Source organism: Enterovibrio baiacu, from assembly GCF_004120195.1.
GTDB classification, from domain to species: domain Bacteria; phylum Pseudomonadota; class Gammaproteobacteria; order Enterobacterales; family Vibrionaceae; genus Enterovibrio; species Enterovibrio baiacui.
In genome coordinates, this window is the sequence record NZ_SCHN01000007.1 from 343,623 (window position 1) to 364,909 (window position 21,287).

Consider the following 21,287-nt stretch of genomic DNA (forward strand, 5'->3'; position numbering starts at 1 on the left):
TTGAACTAGTCTGAATCAGGCACCGAGCGCTTTGCTGGGCCATCATACGTCCAAAGGAGATCTCGAGGAATTGGCCCTTTATTTCTGCCGCCTTGCTGGGTCTGCTCCCATGCGTGCGCCAGTATTCCCACCGAACGGGACAAACAAAACAGCCCTCTTGCCAATTCAGGTGCGACACCGAGCTCTGCGTAGATCACCGCTGTTGCCCCGTCGATGTTCATTGGGATTTTCTTGCCTTTCTCTTTTTCTAGCTGCACTTCGACCTCTTGAGCAATCGCAAGAAAACGCCCTTCTACCACACCTGCTGTTTTCGCCTCTTCCACCACCGCCATTAAACGCGGCGCGCGGGGATCAACAGGATGAAAACGATGCCCAAAACCCGGAATGAACTTGCCGAACAGTTCGCGCTGTTTCTCCAGCCCTTTTTGTGTAGCAACGACAACATCCACACCGTCGTTTTGCGTAATGTCATCAATCATTTGATAGAAGGCCATTGCCTGTTCGCCCGCGCCACCATGCACATCGCCCAATACGTTAACCGCTGATGCCATGGCATTATTGAGTCCAACGCCGCAGGTTGCCGCCATGCGCGCAATTGCAATGCTGGGCGCTTGAGGGCCATGATCGACCGCTGACATTAACGCGGCATCGAGCAACCTGGCTTTTTCTGGCGATGGCAGCGAACCCTGCGTCATCAACCAAATCATTTGGGTGAAGCTGACGTTGCCGATGAGTGCTTCTATCGGGTAACCGTAGTAGCCAATCTCCCCCGGTGTCATGTCGATAATGTCGGTACGCCACCAGTCAGCAACTGCTTTTTCTGGGCCTTCTGTGGGTCGTCGAATACTCATACGGCTCCTCCTTGTTTCAGGCGCTCAATATCTTCATCACTAAAACCCAGCTCAGAGAGAATATCGTGACTGTGTTCGCCCAATTTAGGTGGGGGTGATTCCACTTTCGGGCGCTTTCCATCCACCAGAAAACCCGTTCTGACGATGTGAACGTCTCGCCCTACACCATCCACATCATCAAACGTGCCTTCAAAGTCGCGCTGCTTCACTTGTTCTAGGTTCAATGCCTGAGGCACAGACAACACGCGCCCCGCAGGCACGCCAATGGCATTCAGCTTTTGCTCCCACACCTCGGCAGACTCTGCCGAAAACGCATCTTCAAGGATCTCAGTCAGCACAGTGCGATGTTTAAGCCTTGCTTGTCGTTCACTAAACCGTGGATCCGCTTTTAGCTCGCCACGACCTAACAAATCACAAATGGCTTCAAACTGCTCCTGCTTATTGGCGGCGATATTGATAAGACCATCACCGGTATTAAATGCCCCTGAAGGACTGGCCGTGACATTGTCGTTACCCATCGGTTGAGGCTCTCGACCTGCAACAAGAAAGTTAGATACCGCCCAACCCATCGTCGCGAGCGTTGACTCCAGCATGGAAACATCAATAAAACAGCCTTTGCCCGTGTGGGCACGTCCCGCGAGCGCTGAGGAAATCGCAAACGCTGCAGTAATGCCGCCAATGGTGTCAGCAATGGGATAGCCAACGCGGTACGGCGCATTGTCCGGCGCGCCTGTTATCGACATGACACCGGACATACCTTGGATGATTTGGTCATAGGCAGGCAGGTTTTTCATCGGGCCGTCAGCACCGTAACCCGAAATCGCGCAGTAAATCAGCTTAGGGTTGACGGTTTTTAACACCTCGTAATCCAGCCCCAAACGTGCCATGACGCCTGGGCGAAAGTTCTCCACCAGCACATCCGCAGATTCCACCAGCTTTTTGAGCACAGCTTTGCCGTCTGGGTGCTTAAGGTTGACGGTGATAGAGCGTTTACCGGAATTTTGCGCCAGAAAGGAGATGCCCATTTTCTCTCGGTTTAACTCAACATCGGCCCCTAATTGACGAGCAAGGTCCCCACTAAGGGGGACCTCCACTTTGATCACTTCCGCACCGAGGTGCGCCAATTGATGGCAAGCGAATGGGCCTGCCAACACATTGGTTAAATCCAACACCCTATAGGATGACAATGCATCGTGCATGTTTCCTCCTAGCCGTCATTGCGATCCAGTTGTGCTTTGTTCGGCTGTACTTTTATGCCGATCCCCATTTTGTCCAGTGCACGTCGAATCAGCGGCAAGAACAAGACAAAAATCGAAATACACATGATGGTGAGTGTTAGCGGGCGGTCCCACAGGAAGCTCAAGCTACCGTCGGAGATAATCAGCGCGCGGCTGAGATTGTTTTCCATAATGCCGCCCAAAATGAAACCAAGCAGCATCGGTGCCATCGGGAAATCGAGCAGTTTGAGGAATATCGCCACCACGGTAATTAACACCATCATGTTGATGTCGAAGGTATTGAAACTCACCAAGTACACGCCGGTGATTGAGAAGAACAAAATCAACGGAATCAAAATTGGGCGTGGAATGGCCAACAAACGCGAAATATAAGGGATCAGCGGTAAGTTCAGGATCAATAGCACCAAGTTGCCAAAGTACATCGAAATGATTACCGACCAGAACACGTCAGGGTTATCAACAAACAGACGTGGGCCCGGCTGAATACCGTAAGCAATCAATGCCCCCAACATAATGGCCGTTGTACCTGACCCCGGAATGCCCAAGGTAAGCAAAGGCACAAATGACCCCGTTGATGCAGCGTTATTTGCCGATTCTGGCGCTGCCAAGCCGCGCAGTGCCCCTTTACCAAACTTCTCTTTCAAGCGTTTTGGCGCAAGGTTACGCTCAAGGCCGTAAGCAAGGAATGAAGCAATGGTGGCGCCTGCGCCCGGCAACACGCCAACGATAAAGCCGAAGATGGAAGAACGCGCCACGGTGGGTGCCACTTCTTTCACTTCTTCTTTTGACAGTTTCATGCTGCCTAGCGCAGCCATGTCCATGTCTTGCTCTTCTTCTTTGTGCTGCCCTTTCATCACTGTGGTCACCACTTCCGCCAATGCAAATGTCGCCATCGCAAGCAGCAAGAAGCTAATGCCATCCACCAAATCGATATTGTTAAAAGTAAAGCGCGGTGCACCTGTGATGGCGTCCGTACCGATCGTGGCAATCATCAAGCCGAAGACGGTCATCGCCATGGCTTTCAGCACTTGCCCTTTACCTGCGAATGCAGACACTGCAGTAAGGCCCAAAATCATCAGTGCAAAGTAATCAGAAGACTGGAAACTGAGTGATACCGAAGCCAACGCCGGCGCGGCGAAAAGCAGAATGATGGCACCAATCGTACCGCCAGTGAATGAGGAGTACGCTGCCAACGCAAGGGCTTTACCTGCTTGGCGTTGCTGCGCCATTGGGAAACCATCAAACGCGGTAACAACAGTACTTGCACAACCCGGCGCGTTGATCAGGATGGACGACGTAGAGCCTCCAAAGACCGCACCGTAATACACCCCCGCCATCAAGATGATGCCAGACGCGGGATCAAGGCCGTAGGTAATCGGGATCATTAACGCAACGGCTGAAATAGGGCCAAGACCTGGCAACATGCCAATGAAGGTGCCAGCAAAACAACCAACGACGACCATCATCAAGTTGAACGGCATTAAGGCGGTGCCTAAGCCGGTTGAGATTCCTTCCCACATCGTCTTAACCTCCTAAAACTTGTGTAAACAAGCGACCCGGTGCGAGATAGATATCCAACAACTTCGCAAGTACAAACCAGATGCCAACAGCAAAAGGCACAGATGCTATGAACAGCGTTTTTGGTCGGCGTTCGCCGAGGATCCAATAACCGCCCACCAAAAATAGAATCGTCGATAACGTAAAGCCCACCCATTCAAGGGCGAAAGCAAAAATCATGATCAGAACGAGAAGTTTCGCAACCAGCAGAAAATCGAGCCCAGCCACAGAGAGTTTGCTCGCAACGTCGCGGCGCGCTGTTACCAACATTAAAAATCCGAGAATGCCACCCAGCCAAGATAGGAAGATAGGCAGAGTTTGCGCATTAAACGGTTCATATTCATCGCCGGGAAACATAGGGATTTCACGCGCGTAAAAACCATAGGCCACTGAAAGACAGAGAAAGACGAGACCACCGATATGGTCTTTAGTGACAACCATCTGACACTCCTTGATACAACAACAAACGAGCAAGCCCGTCAGAAATAAGAACGCCGAGCCCTGAGCCTAGTGCTAAGAACTCGGCGTGATTTTCATGATTAGCGTAGGAAGCCAAGTTCCTTCATCAACGCACCCACTTCTTGCTCTTGGCCTTCAAGGAAGGTCACGAACTCCGCGCGTGGTTTGAAGATCTCAGTCCAACCGTTACGGTCACGCACTGCTACCCACTCGTCGGTTGAGTACATTTTTTCCAGTGTTTGCGCGTATTCGTCTGCTTGTGCATCAGACAGCCCCGGCGCACCGAAGAAACCACGCCAGTTAACGAAGCTCGCGTCGTAACCTTGCTCTTTCAGGGTTGGAACGTCTGGCGCTGCAGGAGAGCGCTCATCGCTGGTAACAGCAAGAATGCGTACTTCACCCGCATTTTTCAGCGCCAATGCTTCACTAAAGCCCGTTGAAAGCACTTGGGTTTCACCCGAAAGCATACCTGCCATGGCTTTACCGCCCGCATCGTACGCCACGTATTTCACACGCTTAGGATCACCACCCGCCGCTTTAAATGCCATCGCGGCAACGAGGTGGTCCATGCCGCCACGTGATGAACCGCCAGCAACCGACACAGAACGCGGGTTCTCGTTGTAGTCAGCCACGATTTCTTTGAAGCTGTTGTACTTGGAGTTTTTCGGTACAACGAACGCAGCATAGTCACCAATCGTTGCAGCAATCGGCGTCAAATCGCGGAAAGATTGAGGGAACACTTTAGAAAGGGAGCGAATGACGATAGGCGTGGAGTTCACCATCAAGGTGTTTTCTGATTGCTCAGCCACTTCAATCAAGTGCGCGATCGCTTTGCCGCCACCACCACCAGACATGTTTTCGTATGAGACGGTTTCCACCAAGCCAGATTTTGACAAGGCCTCACCGGTACCACGTGCGGTACCATCCCAACCACCACCTGCACCACCAGGGATGAGGAAGTGCACTTCTTCTACAGCAGCCGATGCCATACCTGCGGTGAGTGCAGAGGTAAGTGCAATTGCGGCAACGAATGAACGCTTTTTGGTGAAAAGATTCGAAATCATAGGTGTATATCCTCGTGTCGTTCTGTCCTTAGGACGCATTTATTTTGTTGACCTACCCCTTCAAACTATTTCTCCATACTTGTGTTGGAAAGCTTCTGTATTTAATGTTTTTTTAGTGTTTAAAAAACGTTAAGTTCATTTTGTTCATAGACGTGACCCAGTGCTGAAAAATGGGAACCTGACGACGCACATCACGAAATAACGCGTACAGTCAGCCACACATATAAGGATGTATCAGCATATGTTGCTTTCGCTTCGCTCATTTAAATTGAAAACCCGCATGGTGCTGATCCTCGGCATGATGGCGTTGTTACAAACCGGATTGATCGGTTTTTTTGCCTTGGCGTACCTCAGTCACTCCCTAGATGAACAGATAGGACAACGTGCGCTTCACGTTGCCAAAACCATTGCCTCGATTCCTGAAGTCATTGAAGCTGTAGAAAATCGAGACAGCGAATTGCTTCAACCCTTGACGATCGACCTCGCCAGCATCAATGGTGCGCGTTTTGTCGTGATTGGGGACAGAAACGGCATTCGTCTTGCCCACCCGTCTTGGAAGCGTGTTGGAAAACCCATGTACGACGACGATGGCGATTACAACGAACCCGCCCTTCTCTACGGCAAACCTTATATTCAAAAGGCAACAGGAAGCTTAGGGGCATCAGTGCGTGGTAAAGCCCCCATCTTTGACGCCAACCAAGAAAACGTCGTCGGTATCATCTCTGTGGGGTTCATGCTCGATACGGTCGAAGCGATCATCGATCGCTATCGAAATACCTTGTATCTCGTGATTTCACTCAGTTTCGGCTTGAGCGTGCTCACCGGACTATGGTTTGCCTCTCACTTTAAAAAGGCCATTTTTGGTTTAGAGCCAGAACAAATCGGCCAATTGTTCCAAGAGCGAAATGCCACCTTGGAATCCATTCGCGAAGGGATCATTGCGGTAAACAGCCAAGGTAATATCACCACCTTTAACCGCGCCGCGATCGAAACACTGGGGTTGGATGCAAACACCGAACTCACGGGACAACCGATTGAAGAAATCTTGCCCGACAGCCGTTTAATGAACGTGATGCTTTCTGGAAAACCGCAGTTTGATAAAGAGATATGGTTGCAAGACAGAAACCTGATCGTAAACCGACTGCCGATGGTCCAAGACAGCGAAATCACGGGCGTCGTGTCGAGTTTCAGACGAAAAGATGAACTTGATTTGGTGAGCCGTCGCTTAACCCAAATCCAAAAATACGCAGACACATTACGTAGCCAATCTCACGAGTACTCGAACAAACTTCACACCATCGCAGGACTCATTCAGATCGGTGCAACCGAAGAAGCCTTGGCGCTTATTGGCCAAGAAACCTTAAGCCACCAAGCCTTGATTCAATTGCTGGTGGAAGCCGTGCCAGACCCGATTCTCGCAGGCTGTTTACTCGGGAAGTACAACCGCGCCAAAGAACTTGGCTTACACCTTGATATCGATCCTGAAAGCAGCATGAAGGCGATCCCGGATCGTATTCCTCGCGAGGAGTTGGTGAGCATTCTCGGTAACCTGATTGATAACGCCCTCGAAGCCACGCTCCAAAACCAGAAATTCGAAGTGAAGCTCTCGATGACGGACTTGGGTAATGACCTTATTTTCGAAATTGAAGATCAAGGCGCAGGAATTCCCGAAGAGCAGCACGAAAACATATTCCGCAAAGGTGTCACAACAAAACAGGGAGAAGGCCATGGATTCGGGCTTCATTTGGTCACTAAATTGCTTCAAAAGCTCGGTGGCACCATTATGTTAGAACCGGGTGACAAGGCGGGAAGTCGCTTTACAGTCTATATCCCTAAAAACAGATAACGATAAAGAAAAGACCAGAAAACACATAGAAAGCTATTGGTAAACCATTGGAAAGATTATCGAAAGTAAATAGTTACACTGTAACACTTACTATGCAAAAAACACGGAAGAAGCAGTATTTATGACCCAAAACATACGAGTCGTCATTGCAGAAGATGACCATCAAATCGCAGAAATTCAAAAGCGTTTTCTTGAGCGTATAGACGGTTTTGAACTGGTGGGTATAGCGCACACTCTTGAAGATGCAGAAGATCTGGTCGATGTTTTTCAGCCAGAGTTAATTCTGCTCGATAACCATTTTCCAAATGGCACAGGGCTCGATCTGCTGAGAAAACTACGCGCCAATAACTGCGCCACCGATGTCATTTTGATCACAGCCGCCAAAGAAGTCGATACGCTAAGAGAAGCACTGCGCAGTGGCGTGTTTTACTATATTCTCAAGCCATTGGTGTTTGAACGCCTTCAAGAAGTGCTCAGCCAATACGCCGCGCACTTGGATAAACTGAAAGCGATGGAATCCCTCGCACAAACCGATGTCGACACCCTGCTCCCGCAACGCGCAACAAACACAGCGGCACCTCAACAAGAGCCACAAACAACGCATTCACACCAACGCCTACCAAAAGGCATCGATGTCATCACCCTCGACAAAATTCGCGCGGTTTTCAGCGATGCCGATGAGTCACTCAACGCAGAGGAAGTCGGCACATTGATCGGCGCAAGCCGCACCACCGCACGACGCTATCTGGAATACATGGTGAGCGCCCAAGAACTCGAAGCACAGGTGAATTACGGCAGCGTGGGCAGGCCAGAACGACGGTATTTGGCTTTGGGTATGACGCACTAAAAACGGTAAAAAGCCCGCTCGCTGCTTCTTTGCTAAGCCAAAATAGATTTCGCTTCATCTGTGATCTTTGCTAGACAATTAGAACCCAACACATTCAGTTATAGTGCACTAAAGCCCTTTTACTCGCATTCTCTTTCCAAGCGTTTTAGGGTGATGTGGCTAACCTAACAATGGATAACCAACATGCCTTCAACACAAAGCCTTTCCCTGCCCTTGCCGTCTAATTTTCGACACCAAGACTTCATCGTGTTTCATCAGCGCGATAAGACTGAACTTTCAGAGCAGGTGAACGGAATGGAAATACATAAAGGTGTGTTGATGAACACTATTCCATGTCGGCTTTCACTGTCTCTAGGTTCAGAGAACGCAACCATGACACTCAGTGCTGACACTGATGAAAATGTATTGAGTGAGCGTGAGTTCGCATTACTAGCAAGCCGTATGCTTGGGCTTCAGCAAGACATCGCAGGTTTCGAAAACAAATACCAACATCACCCTGATATCTCGCGCCTTCTTGCGCATCAACACGGTTTACGCATTCCCCAAACAACGACCCCATTTGAAGCAATCTCCTGGGCGATTACTGGGCAACTGATCAGTGTGGAAGCTGCTATATCCATTCGCAGAAAATTGATTGAGGCGACAGGAAAGCCACATAGCAGCGGCATTTGGTGTTTGCCGGATGAACATATTCTGGCAAACACCGACATCGACACCTACCGAGCCTGTGGATACTCGAACAGCAAATCGACTACTCTACAACGAATTGCACAGGCCATCATGGCTAACGAATTAGACTTATCACCAGATAGAGACCCATTGGATGTGGGGAAAGAGTTACTCGCGATTAAAGGGATAGGACCTTGGACGGTCAGTTATACCCTGCTGCGTGGTTTCGGGTATCTAGACGGTTCGCTTCATGGAGATGTGGCCGTTAGACGAAACATACAGCGTTTGCTTGGTAGCGACGAAAAACCGACAGAGAAAGAAGCGCAAAAATGGTTAGCCGAATTCGCCCCTTGGCGCGCCCTCGTTGCCGCACACCTATGGGCGATGGATAAGGAGAAAGCTTATTAACGACAATAACGGACATGTTTCGACCTCGTTAGCCTCATGCATTTCAAAGCAATCCGCATTTATAACCATCTTACTTGTTGAAGATTTATACGACTCGACGTGAAAACGAGCAATCAACCCTCGAAAGCCTCGTTCAATAAGGTATTGAGTGCAGGCTTGCTGTATCCTCCGCGCTCTCGTAACGTGATCTGTGACGCATTTATGCACTATAAAAATATGCTGGGGTATCGATACCCTAAAGGTCCGTTTGCCATGATCAGCGTATACACCTTCACGGGTGCTGCTGTAATCACGTCGACGGTTTTTTCATTGCTGCTTTTCCTTTCGATAGACGACAGTCCACTCATGAAAGGCCTTTTTGGCACGCTGGCTATCATTTTTGAAGCGGGCAAGTTCTATGCTTGGTATGAGTTTGGCGAACGTCGTGCACACAAGAACTACACGGGCGCGATCACTTCTTTGATTTTCTACTTGGTGCTTGCTGCAATCTCCATTGGCGGCAGCGTGGGTGGCATCAACAGTGCAACCAATAAAGCGCAAAGTGTTATTGCTATCGAACAATCGAAGGTCGATGCCTACGATCGTCAGATCGAATCGATTGAGAAGCAGATTCAGCTGAACAACCTTGCGGCCGAAAAGTACATTGAGATGGAGCGCATCGCGACAGGCGTTACGCGTATTCAAAAACAGAACAATGAATTACGCGAACAACAAATTCGTTTGGCCGCAGAACGTGATGCCCTTCCGCCTGTTGCTCAAGGGTCTGCGATTGGTTTGATCAACAGCTTGGCGGACGCATTCAACGTTTCAACCCAAATCGCGCAGCTTGGTTTAGTGGTATTCCTCTCTATTTTGCTTGATTTGTTCGCCGCCTTCTTTGTCGGTGTGATCGGTGAAGAGCTTCGTTTCCGTCGTTTCTATGAACATTTCGGTGAGATTACGTTAACGCCGCAAACCATGACGGTGCCAGTGGGTTTTATCGAGCACAAACCTGAACAGGATGTGGTGTACAACCAAAACCACCAAGAAACCGAAGACCAAGCGCCGCCGCTAACCTTGACTGAAAGTGTTGAGAAAGCCGTTCGCGATGGTGTGATTACCTGTTCGAAAAAAGCGGTGGCAAAACATTTCTTGCTGGCAGCGGATGACGTCGATGCCTTGTTTGAGCAGATGATGGAAGCTGGCGTGATGGCGAAAAAAGCCAATCACCATTATTACCTTGCTCAATAGAAACAAACTTAACATCGTTCCTTCTTCAAAAGAAACGTCATGTTAAGAAAAGGAAAAGCGCCGATATCGGCGCTTTTTTTGTTAGTCACTTTGCTTTGGAATTGCGTATGGGAGCAATTAATTATTCGCAGTTGCCGTCACAGACTCACCGGATGATGCAGGAGCCAAAGACGTTTCGGGCAAGCTACCCGCTTTTTGCTCAATAAAGGGGTTCAACGCCTCTGGCTTTATCGTACTAATTATCGATTTCAAATCACCAATTAACGTTTCATGGCTTTCGTTTGCCTGCTCAAGCGCAGTCACTTGCGCCGTAAGCACCTGGTTTTTTGATTGCTTTGACGACAAATCAGCATTCACCGCATCCAATCTCGCCATCAGCGCCGCCAATTGAGGATCATCGCTCGCCTCTACATTGGCTTTCTCGTTCAGTGCCGCCACTTTATCCGCGAGAACATCCGCTTGACGCTGCATTGGCGTGTTTCGTAAATCGAGATCATCCAACGTTTGCGCGATCACATGTAGTCGATTTTCGAGCTCCAAAATCAGCGGTTCAAACTTATCGTCCTCCACATTCTTAAACTTCTTCACCTCTTGCCCGATGTGTTTGAGGTGAGCAATTTCAAACTGCACGTCTGCAACAGCATGGCCAATGGCTTCAACATCTCTTGGATTAAGGTTGACGACAGCTTGGGCCTGCTCAAGTGTGGCACTGGTTTTTGTATAGCTAATCGGAGCAACCGTCTTAAACCCCTGTTTGCGTAATGTCGCGATTTCCGTCTGCAGCGGTGCAATGTTGCGCTTCATCACGACCAAGGCTTCCAACTGCTTGGCTTTATGAAGAAATTCAGCCTGTTTGACTTGCGCATCATCAATCTCGTTGTCTTCGACATAGCTGTAGAGCTTGTAATAATCCCGCTCAACACTGCGAAACTTGGTTGCGTAAACAGATTTGGCATCCATCTCGTTGAGGTACGCCATTTGAGCAATTGAATCTGCGAGTAAGGAATCTGCTGTCTTCTTCAAGCCCTGCAATTTGTCATATTGAACTAAGACAGTCGCAAGGTATTCATTAAACTTGTCGGCATACGTCCCTGATGAAAAAACAGAGTAACTCTCCATTGTCTTTGCTGGGTTTGATGCAAACTCGTCATAAACATCGACGGCATCATCCCACGCATCAAAAAGTGTATTCACTGTGCTTTTGCTATAGATAACCAGCTCTTTGCTCTCAGCCACTTTTTCAAACCACGACGAATAATCCGCTTTGGCTTTTTCATAAACTTGAAGTGTATTTTGGTTTTCTTGCATGGCGGGTTTGTTGGTGTCACTGGCTGCTTGGCGAGGTTCAGAGGTCGACTGGCAAGCGCTAACGCTTGCAATGATCAACACTGCCAATGCAGGTTTGGTAAATCGGTTCATAGCGCTAGCCCCTTCATCATGTTCTTTTTTATTGTCTTTAATCGTCTTTTCGACACGGCAACCACTGAATGGATAGCAAAACGCCGCATACGCTTTTGCGATTTTTTCGTTGAGTACTGTTCAATCTAGTTCAATAAACCTTTAAAGCTGACAGCGAATAAAGTGATCGAAATCACACATGGTGGCGCAAAACATACAGCATGAAAGCTGGTATCAAACACCGCCAACGAGGACCAAATTTTTCTGCGAAAACACACCGAGATATCAATCGCATTGAGAAGCTCAATAATAGTGATGTACACAACGAAATCAGGATCCCAGTTATGCCTTGTTTTTAATAAGAGAACGCGCTCACTCTTTACGCAAAAATTATACGTATATTCATAAACAGAATTAGCGCATTCAAAAAAACAAAACCAATGAGATCAGAGTTATTAACATTGCATTAATATAAATACCCATAACGTAAAATCCGTTGATGCTTTACCCGGTAACTCAATAAATTTTGTTTTGAATTAATAATCAGCAAACAGAGAACAAATAAAGCAATTATTGTGCATTTTATAACTTAGAACTTTTAGGCATATAGATTCGTTATGGATGCATAAGCGCATGCACTATCATCTCCGCCATTCAAGCAGGCAGACTGCCTAAGCCCTCTTCGCGTGGGCAGGAAGGAGATGTAGGAACAATAAAGATGGAATGTTAATACGCTGTGTGCGAATTAACGGTAATTTTGAGGAAATGGATCTTACCTCCCTACATTTGGCCAGTATTTAAACACTGCGCCTTTTTACAATAATAAGGAAACACAATGGCACTAAGCGTTATATTTAACCTCGCGATATTCATTGCGTTAATCTATTTCCTTTATACACTCCAATCAAAATACGTGGCATTTACTAAACGTGTATTTGCTGGTTTGGGATTGGGGGTTGTATTTGGTGGCTTATTACAACTGTATTACGGTGCAGGCTCGGATATTATTGCAACCAGCATTGATTATTTTGACATTGTTGGTAAAGGCTACGTAAAACTCCTTCAAATGATCATCATTCCATTGGTGATGGTGTCTATCATTTCTGCGATTTTAAAGCTCAATGGCGGCTCATCACTGGGTAAAATCAGTGGCATGACGATTGGCGTTTTGGTCGTTACAACGATGATTGCTGCGCTTGTCGGTATCGCTTGGTCTGTCATGTTTGGTCTTTCTGCTGAAGGCCTAACTGCAGGCGCTGCAGAAATGGCGCGTGCAGAAGCACTTCAAACCAATTTAGGCAAAGTCGAAACCATGTCTTTCGCCAACATGCTGTTGGAGTTCATCCCCGCTAACCCATTCCTGGACATGACGGGCTCACGTAAAACATCGACCATCGCCGTCGTGATCTTCTCTATCTTTGTGGGCATTTCTGCCACAGGTATCGCAAGCAAGAAACCTGAGATTTTTGCGTCATTCGAACAGTTCATTAAGGTTGCGCAAGCTATCGTCATGCGCATGGTGACACTGGTTCTGCGCCTTACGCCATACGGTGTATTGGCTCTGATGACCAAAGTCATTTCAGGTTCAAACTATGCAGACATCGTAAACTTGGCGAACTTCGTTCTTGCCTCTTACGGTGCATTGTTCAGCATGTTTGCTATCCACCTTGCGATTATCGCAATGATTGGCCTGAACCCTGTTCGTCACCTGAAGAAAATCATCCCAGTGCTGACGTTTGCATTTACTTCTCGCAGCAGCGCGGCTTCGATTCCAATGAACGTGCAGACGCAAGAGAAAGCGTTAGGCATTCCAAACGGTATCGCGAACTTCGCCGCATCATTTGGTTCAACCATCGGTCAAAACGGCTGTGCGGGTATCTACCCTGCCATGCTTGCAGTGATGATCGCGCCAACCATGGGCATCAACCCGCTAGATATCGGCTTTATCGTAACGCTTGTAGCCATCATCACCATCAGTTCATTCGGTGTTGCAGGCATTGGCGGTGGCGCGACGTTCGCTGCACTTATTGTGCTGTCAGCGCTTGATTTCCCGGTTGCATTGGCCGGCCTATTGATTTCCATTGAACCCTTGATCGACATGGGCCGCACCGCACTCAACGTGTCTGGCTCAATTACGGCAGGTTCAGTAACCAGCAAGCTGATGGGTGAAACCAACATGGACATCTTCAACGATGGACAACCCGTCAACCTCGATGGCGAAGACGCAACGGCATAAGCGTTTGATGAAAACACTGTCACCAATCCGCCGATTTACCGTCACAAACACAAATAAATAAACGTGGGGGCTTTTGCCCCCACTTTGTGCTCGATATGCCTAATCACTCTCCTGCTGAACTCACGCCTAGAGAGCGCTTAGATAACGAAGCATTAGATACTTTCTTTAGGAAACAACCCATGAAAATAATCATTATTGGTGGTGAAGCCGCAGGCATGAGCGCTGCTGCAAAAGCACGCCGTGTAAACCCGAACGCTGACATCATTGTGTATGAAGCGTCAGACGTGATCTCATTCGGCGCCTGTGGCCTGCCCTACTATGTGGCAGATGAATTCCAAAACCACGAGTACATGTCTGAATTCACACCAGCCCAATTCGCTGAGCGCGGCATTCAAGTCAACATTGGGCATCGCGTCACCAAAGTGGATGCTGACAACAAAAAGCTGGAAATAGCGCACAAAGACGAGGTATTTGTCACCCATTACGATCGACTGATGATCGCCACGGGAGCGAAAGAAGTGTTACCGCCAGTATCAGGGCTGGATAAAGACGGTGTATTCACACTTCGCGTCATGCATGATGGCATCGCACTGAAACAAGCCATCGCGCAAGAAAGCTGCAAGAATGTCACCATCATTGGCTCAGGTTTTATTGGCCTAGAGGTCGCTGAAGCCATGGTGCACCAAGGTAAAAACGTCCGACTCATCGAACGTGCAGAACGTTTAATCCCGGATGCGTTCGACCCAGAAATCAGTATTCATTTCTATGATGAGCTGAAAAAAGCCGGCGTTGACATCCTGACCAGCGAGTCGTTACTCGCGATTGAAGGCGATGAAAACGTGACGCACATTACGACCGACAAAGGCACATATCCTGCAGATTTGGTGGTGGTGTGTACAGGCGTAAAACCTAACACCGCGTTTTTAAAAGAAACCGGCATTGAAACTCTACCAAACGGCGCAATTCGCATCGATCGTCAAGGTCGTACGTCATTGCCGGACGTATGGTCTGCGGGTGACTGTGCGACGATTTGGAACGCGATTTCAAACAAAGACGTTTACATTCCTTTGGCGACCGGCGCAAACAAATTGGGCCGAATGATTGGCGATAACATCGCGCAAACAGACGGCGATGCGTTCGAATTCCCTGGCTCACTCGGCACCAGCTGTGTTCGCGTTATGGGATTGGAAGCAGGTCGTACAGGCTTGTCCGAGCGTGAAGCAATTGACGCAGGCTTTGATGTGAAAACCTTGGTGATCAAAGACAAATGCCATACCAACTACTGTGACGGACAATCTGATCTTCACATGAAGCTGATTTACGAAGCAGGCACAAAACGCGTGCTGGGCGCACAAATCGCAGGTTACAAAGGCGCAGTACACCGTATCGATGCCATGGCCGTTGCCGTCACCATGGGTGTGACAACCACACAACTTGGCATGATGGATTTCGCTTACGCGCCTCCTTTCTCACGCACGTGGGATATCATGAACGTTGCTGGGAACGTAGCGAAGTAACGATACACAGCGTATTCCTTCACGTTTTCCTCCCAATTTGTCTTAAGGCCAGTAATCACTGGCCTTTTCTTATTTCGAATTGCAAACACTGCACTGGCTCACACTGACGACATTGCGGCATGCCATTTTCATCGTTACGCTAGTTTTATCGTTTTGAAAGCGCACCGTATGAACGCTTTACACGATGCTACGCGACTGAATTGCGCAGCCTCCCACACCTTTCTGTTCGTGGTGCTTACGCGCAATCTGCCCCAAGCATGACAAGAATGTTTTTCTTGCTTTTCGTTCGCTGACCCAGCGATGAACTGACACCACAAGGACACTGTGACGTAATGAAACAGATCAAAAACCATACGCTGCTTTCAGCGCTGTGCGACAACCTCGACAGCACCATTGCCGTGACTAACCCTGCCGACCAAACCCTTATAGGGCATGTTCAAGCACACTCACGAGAAGACGTTGAGGCCATTATCCTTCGCGCCCGTGATGCACAGAAGGAATGGGCAAAAACCACAGCGAAACACCGTGCCGCCATTTTAATGCGTTGGTACGACTTACTGATGGAAAACCAAGAAGATCTCGCCCGCATAATGACCTTAGAGCAAGGGAAGCCGTTGGCAGAATCTCGCGGTGAAGTGGCTTATGGTGCATCTTTCGTTCAATGGTTTGCAGAAGAAGGCAAACGCGCGTACGGCGAAACGATTCCAACACCTTTGGCTGACCGCCGAATCATGACCGTCACACAACCTGTGGGCGTTGCTGCGGCGATAACACCGTGGAACTTCCCCATTGCCATGATTACCCGAAAGGCCGCGCCAGCCCTTGCTGCAGGCTGTAGTTTCGTTGCCAAACCCGCCATACAAACGCCGTTGAGCGCATATGCTGTGGTTGAGCTTGCTCGCCAAGCTGGGCTGCCAGACGATCTTCTTGCAGTCGTGACCAGTGAAGATGCATCCATGATTGGCGATGTGTTTTGTAACAGCCCACATATTCAAAAGGTTTCATTTACTGGCTCAACCAATGTTGGGCGTATATTGATGAAGCAAAGCGCGGAATCAGTGAAGCGCGTATCCATGGAGCTAGGCGGCAATGCCCCGTTTATCGTGTTTGATGATGCAGACATCGACTCAGCGGTAAAAGGCGCTATCACCTCAAAATTCCGCAATGCCGGGCAAACCTGCGTCTGTGCAAACCGCTTCTATGTTCACGACGCAATATACGAAGAATTCGTTCATAAGTTTTCGTTAGCTGTGGATGAACTCACCGTCGGCAACGGATTAGATAATGATGTCGTCATAGGCCCACTGATCGACGACAACGCAAAGCTCAAAATCAAATCATTGCTCGACCAAGCGCTGCAGCAAGGCGCGACAGTGTCGGCTGGCGGTGATGATTTGGGCGGCCAATTCTTTGAACCGACCGTGCTCACCCACGTTTCGCACAGCATGGACATTGTTCAAGCTGAGATCTTTGGCCCTATCGCGCCAGTGATTCGTTTCAGTGATGACGAAGAATTGATCGAAATGGCGAACGACACCATTTATGGATTGGCCAGCTACTTCTACAGCAAAGACATCAACCGTATCTTCAAGATCGCAGAGGCACTGGATTACGGTATGGTCGGTGTTAACGAAGGTGTTATCTCGACAGAAGTGGCCCCCTTTGGCGGCGTAAAACAATCTGGCATCGGACGAGAAGGCGCACGACAAGGCATCGATGAATACCTCAACACCAAGTACATTTGTATCGGTGGCATGTAGGCTAAATAAATGACACAAACAAAAACAGAGGCTTTCGTCTCTGTTTTTTTATTCTCTACGCGCTGCGCTAATGATTCGAAGTGATGCAGTCATCAGTCTGCATTAACTCAACCCTGCCAGTTCTCGCGTCAATGTTTCCGCAGAAACCTCTTTACACCCGGTCGTATTTTCTCCACTCCACAAGGGTGAGAAATCACTTTTGCCAAGCTTCTCAAAGTAACCGCGCAATTGCCCCATTTCGATAGAAGAGTATGGAAACGTCGGCGCCAAATCATTAATGCATCCTAATTCGGTCATCGCACGGTTCATGATACCTCGCGCAGGACGCCCCGAAAAAATGTTCGTGATAGCAGTGTCACCACCTTTTGAACCTTGAATTGCCGCTCGGTGTAAAGCAGACGTTTTCGCTTCTGTGCAAAGCATGTAGCTTGTTCCTATTTGCACCGCACTTGCGCCTAACGCCTGTGCCTGCTGCACATCGTGATGATTGCCGATGCCACCCGCGGCAATCACAGGAATCGACACCGACTCTACTATTCGTTCAACCAACGTGCACATGGGTGATTGAAGAGACAAATCCGTCGAGAGAAACATGCCTCTGTGCCCACCCGCTTCACTGCCTTGCGCAATGACGGCATCTGCCCCATTTGCTTCAAGCCAACGCGCTTCCTCAACCGTGGTTGCAGACGAAAGAACCCTGGTACCCCAGCTTTTCACACGTTTCAGAAGCCCCCTTTCTGGCAAACCAAAATGAAAACTGATGACGGGTGGCCTTAACGGTTCAATGACGTCCGCAATATCATGATTGAACGGCATTCTGCTAGCACCATGAGGATTTGGAACACACTGCTCACCCACTTCGTTAAAATACGGCGCTAAACATTGCTGCCATCGGGCATGTATCTGTGTGTTGTACGCAGGCATGGAGTGGCAGAAGAAGTTGAGGTTATAGGGGCGAGATGTAGCTTGACGAATACGCTGGGTTTCGTCGAGGATTTGTTCGATGGTCAACATGCCACAAGGCAGAGAGCCCAAGCCACCAGCGCGACATACGGCAATCGCGAGTTCGCTGCCTTGCACACCCGCCATTGGCGCTTGAATGATGGGGAGTTCCGCTCCCAATAATGGCTTTAAACCGTCGGTCAACACACGCGTTCCTTTGCTTGATGTCGCGTTACTGTTTAATGCTAATAATCGTTCGCGCAGAGCCGATTTTTAAACACATGCTTCCCGCGTTTAAACAGCCACTTTTAATGAAAGGATCTTCTTCACTGCTTTCAGTCACGATCACTTCGAACGCCTCTTCCACAGGCATGCCTATCAAACCATGGTTCGCAGCAAACATCGTGATATCTAACTGAGATGATTTGCGTTCATAGCTTGATTGAAGATGGGTAAGACTGATCCCTGAGTCGACCGTGCTGTAAAAGTACATAGCCCCCCAAGTGACGTTTGAGACAATTAAAAGGAGTAACAGAATAACGGTACTTTTTTTCATCGAATTCTATGCCTTATAACAACCCTATTTTGCCTATTTAGGCGTTCATACAACCCTATTATTGTGCTAATACGATGAAATTGAGAAAGTTTCTCACTGCCTTTTTCGACGAGTGTGACATACGTAGGCATCTGTAAAAACATGGAAATGTTTATCATGGGTATCGGGTCTATATGAACTCACGTGTATTGGTCGTTGATTTTCCCATCAGCATTGGTGTAAAAATTCAGCATTCGCGCTTGTTCGACTTAACTTCTTTGCGTGAATGTGAGGCGTGACACCGTAATTTAATGAAACGGTGCGACACTACGCTCAATTCCAAATTCCCTATTAATAATGAAGGAAAGAACATGTCTGATGTACCTGCTGCCGCAGTAGAAGTTGTAAGTGCAGCACAAACCGCCGCCGAGTCTTCTGGCGCAATCTGGCCATATGTTGTAGGTGGTATCGCACTGGTTGTTGCGGCTGGCTACTTTGGTTTTAAACGCATGAACCGCCCTACCTTTATCATCAATCAGATCCGTAAACGCAATCTGAAAGCGATGAAAAAAGAAGGTGTAGAAAGCAATGAAGCGACCGTTGATTTGGATAAACTGCTGTCTTCCATTGAACGTCACGCCATTGAAAACAAACTGTCTGGCTCAGACATGATCAAACTGCTTGCGCCGCTGAATGATAAAAACCGCATGCAATCAGCAAAAGATATGTATCTCACCATGCAGCACATCGCGCGTGAAATTGGTGACAACCGCCTAGCCGGTGAGTTTAAAGGTAAATCTTCTGGTGTAAGATCAAGCTCTAAGCTGATGTCTGGTCTGCTTAAACGCGCAGGTATCTAACCGCATGATTGCTCAGTGTTAGCGCATTCACCGACTAACACTGAGCACTATTCCTTATCTGATCGGCACACCCGCTATGTAAGGATGTAAGAACACCACCACCACGATCATCACCGCACTGATACCCAATCCAACAAATTCTTGCTTCCAACTCGGCACATCTGGTTTTGCCCATGCCCCTTCTCGTCGATTAATCAGCACAATTTCTATCATCGCCCATATGGCTAGACCGCCAAACAAAACAATCGAACGCGAATCACCATTTAACATTAAATGCGCCACAGCCCAGACAATGACACTGCTTAATTGTGGGTGTCGTACAACCTGCTTAATGCGTGTCGCATGTTTTGCCGCCCCAAACAATATGAAAGCGACAACAATCAGCAGCATGGCGATAGGTTTTGTAGCTAAAGGCAGAACGTAAATGAATTCAGGAATGGTACTTCGCCAGCCAAACACAATCATGACCAGCGATAACACGACAAGTACTGAGAACACGGCCATGTATGTTTTCTCGCCATATTTCTCTATGACGTCGTTTTTGAAAGATAGCCCAAGCGTCGGCACAAAATGTACGACGCTCCATACGAGTAAACCCAAGATCATCAGTGTCACGACAGCGCTCCTTATTATTGTTCGCTTAAAACCATAGTATTTATATGGAAATGCAATTATATGGATTTGCGCTAGTGGAGAGTGTCCTGAAAGTTATAACTTGCTAATATTCCTTGCCGATAGGCGACATCCTGAGAAGCTCATTTCTATAAAGACAAGCGCGCAAAAAACGTGCTCTTAAAAACCAAACGTGTAAATACCAAACGGCTAAAAATCTAGCCCCTTTTTAACCAAGCTCCTCAGAACCAAAAGACTAGAAACGTAATCCCAATTCTTTCAATTCACGCTCGGCCTGTGATGCTTGCGTAAACTGAATCGCAGACAAGCCCACCTTACGTGCCCCTTCAACGTTCTTAATAACATCATCGAGAAACACGGTTTCGTTTGCCTGTAAATGAAACGTATCAAGTAGGCGATGGAAGATCTCAGCGTTCGGTTTTAAGCACCCGACTTCTGCTGACACAATCGCCCCATCAAACAGAGGCCAGAATGCGTATTCTTGCTTGAGAAACGAAACGATTTCATGAACATTGTCGGTCAATGCATACGTGGCGTATCCGGCCGCTTTCAATTGTTTCATGAGGGCCACGGTGCCAAATAACGGGATTTGTGTTTGCTTGATGTAGTAGAAAAGCTGCTCTACTTCATTGGGTGATAAGGAAAGCGTGTTCACGTACTGTTGTTTTGCTTCCTGCTCAGTGAGTTCCCCTCGGTTGAGCGACAACCACAGCTCTTGCTGGAAAACGCGCTTCGCAAATTCGGTGGCATTCACATCGTCACCAAATGTCAGACGGATGATCTCAACTGGACTCCATCTCACCAACACATTGCCCACATCAAACACCACGTTTTTAATGTTTGGGTTCGCCATTTTTCTCTCCCTAAATGTTTACTCGTGTTTTGTTTAAAGGGTGCGAGCGACTGTTACGCCTCCTTTCGCGTGGCTATTTCATAACGGCTTTTCCGCCAATGATTTTGTAGGCAGGCGTGCCCCGGACAAGGGCTTCGCGACCAAATACAGCGCCACAATTTGGGCATTCACAAGGCGTGGTCGTAAAGTCTGTCACGATGCGCTCTTTAAAACACTTCACCAGCGCCCCCTTTCCACCTTTGCGGTATTTAAACAGGGGGCTTTTACATTTTGCACAGAGAATGTCTACCGTGCGTGTGGGGCCTTTTTTGTTCGGTTTAGCCATACTCACTCTCCCTCTCAACTGAAATAGTACTTAAGATCTGACGGTTATCCAATTAGTTA

Annotated in this window: 19 protein-coding genes; 8 read left to right on the forward strand and 11 right to left on the reverse strand. The window is 48.2% G+C overall.

The genetic code is table 11. The features are described 5' to 3' along the window. Positions 1–5 precede the first annotated feature (5 nt). The 5 genes from EQP46_RS06325 to EQP46_RS06345 form a co-directional block, all read right to left on the reverse strand. The gene (locus EQP46_RS06325; RefSeq protein WP_129492835.1) at positions 6–851 is read right to left on the reverse strand and encodes a citryl-CoA lyase; all 846 of its coding nucleotides are present in this window, start codon (positions 849–851) and stop codon (positions 6–8) included. Continuing rightward, positions 848–2,050, reverse strand: a complete 1,203-nt coding sequence (locus tag EQP46_RS06330) for a CaiB/BaiF CoA transferase family protein (protein WP_129492836.1) — start codon at positions 2,048–2,050, stop codon at positions 848–850. Before EQP46_RS06330 ends, EQP46_RS06325 begins: the two co-directional genes overlap by 4 nt. Before the next feature lie 8 nt (positions 2,051–2,058). Continuing rightward, positions 2,059–3,609 (reverse strand): tripartite tricarboxylate transporter permease, encoded by a 1,551-nt coding sequence (locus EQP46_RS06335; RefSeq protein WP_129492837.1) that lies wholly within the window; start codon positions 3,607–3,609, stop codon positions 2,059–2,061. Positions 3,610–3,613: 4 nt separating this feature from the next. Next, positions 3,614–4,087, reverse strand: a complete 474-nt coding sequence (locus EQP46_RS06340) for a tripartite tricarboxylate transporter TctB family protein (RefSeq protein WP_129492838.1) — start codon at positions 4,085–4,087, stop codon at positions 3,614–3,616. 98 nt (positions 4,088–4,185) lie between these two features. Continuing rightward, positions 4,186–5,169 carry a tripartite tricarboxylate transporter substrate binding protein gene (locus EQP46_RS06345; protein WP_129492839.1) on the reverse strand — a complete coding sequence of 328 codons (984 nt, stop codon included), beginning with the start codon at positions 5,167–5,169 and terminating at the stop codon, positions 4,186–4,188. 241 nt (positions 5,170–5,410) lie between these two features. Between EQP46_RS06345 and EQP46_RS06350 the strand changes: the two genes are divergently transcribed. The 4 genes from EQP46_RS06350 (at position 5,411) to EQP46_RS06365 (ending at position 10,169) form a co-directional block, all read left to right on the forward strand. Further along, a complete protein-coding gene (locus tag EQP46_RS06350; protein WP_129492840.1) occupies positions 5,411–7,015 on the forward strand; it encodes an ATP-binding protein in 1,605 nt (534 codons plus the stop codon). Between the two features lie 121 nt (positions 7,016–7,136). Continuing rightward, on the forward strand, positions 7,137–7,862 hold the full coding sequence (locus EQP46_RS06355) for a response regulator (protein ID WP_129492841.1): 726 nt from the start codon (positions 7,137–7,139) through the stop codon (positions 7,860–7,862). A 183-nt stretch (positions 7,863–8,045) separates the two neighbouring features. Next, positions 8,046–8,939, forward strand: a complete 894-nt coding sequence (locus EQP46_RS06360) for a DNA-3-methyladenine glycosylase family protein (protein WP_129492842.1) — start codon at positions 8,046–8,048, stop codon at positions 8,937–8,939. 201 nt (positions 8,940–9,140) lie between these two features. Continuing rightward, positions 9,141–10,169 carry a coiled-coil domain-containing protein gene (locus EQP46_RS06365; RefSeq protein WP_129492947.1) on the forward strand — a complete coding sequence of 343 codons (1,029 nt, stop codon included), beginning with the start codon at positions 9,141–9,143 and terminating at the stop codon, positions 10,167–10,169. Positions 10,170–10,286: 117 nt separating this feature from the next. Here EQP46_RS06365 and EQP46_RS06370 read toward each other — a convergent pair whose 3' ends face one another. Further along, positions 10,287–11,588, reverse strand: coding sequence for a hypothetical protein (locus tag EQP46_RS06370; RefSeq protein ID WP_129492843.1), 1,302 nt, complete (start codon positions 11,586–11,588; stop codon positions 10,287–10,289). Positions 11,589–12,402: 814 nt separating this feature from the next. Here EQP46_RS06370 and EQP46_RS06375 point away from each other — a divergent pair. From EQP46_RS06375 to EQP46_RS06385, 3 genes are all read left to right on the forward strand, one after another. Further along, positions 12,403–13,803: an L-cystine transporter gene (locus tag EQP46_RS06375; RefSeq protein ID WP_129492844.1), complete on the forward strand. Its 1,401-nt coding sequence runs from the start codon at positions 12,403–12,405 to the stop codon at positions 13,801–13,803. 179 nt (positions 13,804–13,982) lie between these two features. After that, positions 13,983–15,320 carry a CoA-disulfide reductase gene (locus EQP46_RS06380; RefSeq protein ID WP_129492845.1) on the forward strand — a complete coding sequence of 446 codons (1,338 nt, stop codon included), beginning with the start codon at positions 13,983–13,985 and terminating at the stop codon, positions 15,318–15,320. A 332-nt stretch (positions 15,321–15,652) separates the two neighbouring features. Beyond that, complete coding sequence (locus EQP46_RS06385) at positions 15,653–17,080, forward strand: NAD-dependent succinate-semialdehyde dehydrogenase (RefSeq protein ID WP_129492846.1); 1,428 nt, start codon at positions 15,653–15,655, stop codon at positions 17,078–17,080. A 102-nt stretch (positions 17,081–17,182) separates the two neighbouring features. Here the strand turns inward: EQP46_RS06385 and EQP46_RS06390 are convergent, their stop codons facing one another. Together EQP46_RS06390 and EQP46_RS06395 are read right to left on the reverse strand one after the other, a co-directional pair. After that, a complete protein-coding gene (locus EQP46_RS06390; protein WP_129492847.1) occupies positions 17,183–18,229 on the reverse strand; it encodes an NAD(P)H-dependent flavin oxidoreductase in 1,047 nt (348 codons plus the stop codon). Positions 18,230–18,254: 25 nt separating this feature from the next. Then, positions 18,255–18,578 carry an Imm58 family immunity protein gene (locus EQP46_RS06395; RefSeq protein WP_129492848.1) on the reverse strand — a complete coding sequence of 108 codons (324 nt, stop codon included), beginning with the start codon at positions 18,576–18,578 and terminating at the stop codon, positions 18,255–18,257. A gap of 350 nt (positions 18,579–18,928) precedes the next feature. Between EQP46_RS06395 and EQP46_RS06400 the strand changes: the two genes are divergently transcribed. Next, complete coding sequence (locus EQP46_RS06400; protein ID WP_129492849.1) at positions 18,929–19,417, forward strand: hypothetical protein; 489 nt, start codon at positions 18,929–18,931, stop codon at positions 19,415–19,417. 54 nt (positions 19,418–19,471) lie between these two features. Here EQP46_RS06400 and EQP46_RS06405 read toward each other — a convergent pair whose 3' ends face one another. From EQP46_RS06405 to EQP46_RS06415, 3 genes are all read right to left on the reverse strand, one after another. Continuing rightward, on the reverse strand, positions 19,472–20,023 hold the full coding sequence (locus EQP46_RS06405) for an NnrU family protein (protein ID WP_129492948.1): 552 nt from the start codon (positions 20,021–20,023) through the stop codon (positions 19,472–19,474). A 262-nt stretch (positions 20,024–20,285) separates the two neighbouring features. Continuing rightward, positions 20,286–20,903, reverse strand: coding sequence for an HAD family hydrolase (locus tag EQP46_RS06410; RefSeq protein WP_129492850.1), 618 nt, complete (start codon positions 20,901–20,903; stop codon positions 20,286–20,288). 73 nt (positions 20,904–20,976) lie between these two features. After that, the gene (locus EQP46_RS06415; protein ID WP_129492851.1) at positions 20,977–21,228 is read right to left on the reverse strand and encodes a hypothetical protein; all 252 of its coding nucleotides are present in this window, start codon (positions 21,226–21,228) and stop codon (positions 20,977–20,979) included. Between the last annotated feature and the right edge of the window lie 59 nt (positions 21,229–21,287).